Origin of the sequence: Bacillus sp. MMSF_3353 (assembly GCF_030733445.1) — a bacterium.
Classification (GTDB): Bacteria; Bacillota; Bacilli; order Bacillales; family Bacillaceae_G; genus Bacillus_A; species Bacillus_A wiedmannii.
The window spans coordinates 1-1,618 of record NZ_JASHJA010000088.1; the positions used below are offsets into that span (position 1 = coordinate 1).

A 1,618-nucleotide genomic window follows, 5' to 3' on the forward strand; every position below is an offset into this window, starting at 1 on the left:
ACAACTCGGAATGAAAGTTCACTGTTGAACAATTGTCCGACAGTGCCTAAGCTTTTCACTTAGGAACGTGTCGCACCCCCCTTTGGATCGTTAAAAATTAAAGATGGCTTATGTTCCGCTCTAGAATAGACATCAATTGTAGGGAATACAAAGGTTTCTCCTTTACCAGAGCGTGTTGTACCAATGATTAAATTGTTTACCGGGCTATCATCAATAAATACCTTGTCACCTAATCGGGAGATAACAACACCACCGCTACCTTTAAATGTTTCCTCTCGATCTGGTACAGCTCGGTACTGCTTTTTCAGCTCTTCAACTGTTGTAAAACGACTAGATCCTTTCTCATGATTATTTAAGTTTTTAAAGGAAGATTTCAATTTGTACACTGTTCTCGCTATAGTTCCAATCACTACAAGGAAAACAAGTAAGTAGTATATTGGATGTTCTGCAATTGGCATCCGAAAAAGAAATCCTATCTCCATATGAAACGGTTTGGGATGTAATAAATCACTAAAAGTTGTTTCTATCAGCTCTAAGGATAAGTTGAGTAAAAAATTAGCGATCAATAACATTCCAACAAACAAAAAAGCACTCAATGGAATGAGTACTTCTTTTTCAGCCAATTTATATTTGATTGATATTTTTTCACTATACATATCAAAGCATCACCTCTGTTCAATCTAGCCACACGTATTACTTCTTTAAACCAAAGCCCGAATCATAATTATATTTTTCATACTCTGTTATCTTATCGAAATCATTCGTTACATCTAAAGATATGATATATCCAAATTTCTTAGTAATTTGGGCATCTGATGGCATTTGTTGAAAACTTGCTACTACTTTTATATCGGAATCCTTCATTTGTTGGAGAAAGTATATAAAATCTTCCTGACATAAATAATTGGTTTCATCTACAATTACGTATTCATATTGTTTAGCTATATTTATCACATCTTCTGTAATTTTAAAATTCCCATACCCCTCATTCGATTCGCAATCCAAGTGTTGTAAAGTCACATTACCCTCTGTTTGCTTCCCGAATGCTTCGTCTTCGTATTCCCTCAGTGGATCTAACACTAAAACTTTTGATAAACTTAAAGCCATTTTCTTCAAGTCCCTCGTTTTCCCTGTTCCCACTCGACCTACCACCATTAAACTTTTATCTAGACTTGAAATTTGCACTAAATTTGTACTATTAACAAACATCTATATGCCCCCTTTCAAATTAAAAAGGTACTCTTTTTATGAGTACCTTTTTGGCAATATCAGTTGGTTTTTTCTTTATTTACTCGCTACCGTCTTTTTCATTTTGTTTCAGAACTGGCTTTTCTTGATTCGTTGGCTTCTCTGGATTTGTTGGCTTTTCCGGTTCTGTTGGTTTCTCCGGATCTGTTGGTTTCTCTGGATTCGTTGGCTTTTCCGGTTCTGTTGGTTTCTCCGGTTCTGTTGGTTTCTCTGGTTCTGTTGGCTTCTCTGGCTCTGTCGGCTTCTCTGGCTCTGTTGGCTTTTCTGGCTCTGTTGGTTTCTCTGGTTCTGTTGGTTTCTCTGGTTCTGTTGGCTTTTCTGGCTCTGTCGGCTTCTCTGGTTCTGTTGGCTTTTCTGGCTCTGTTGGTTT

General features: G+C 37.0%; 1 protein-coding gene and 2 pseudogenes. All 3 read right to left on the reverse strand.

From position 1 onward, the window contains the following. Window positions 1-77: 77 nt before the first annotated feature. Window positions 78-656: pseudogene (locus RBB48_RS31565) on the reverse strand (type IV secretory system conjugative DNA transfer family protein); the annotation flags it as partial. A gap of 37 nt (window positions 657-693) precedes the next feature. Next, window positions 694-1,209: a hypothetical protein gene (locus RBB48_RS31570; protein WP_306008860.1), complete on the reverse strand. Its 516-nt coding sequence runs from the start codon at window positions 1,207-1,209 to the stop codon at window positions 694-696. Between the two features lie 79 nt (window positions 1,210-1,288). Further along, a pseudogene (locus RBB48_RS31575) lies at window positions 1,289-1,618 on the reverse strand (hypothetical protein); the annotation flags it as partial.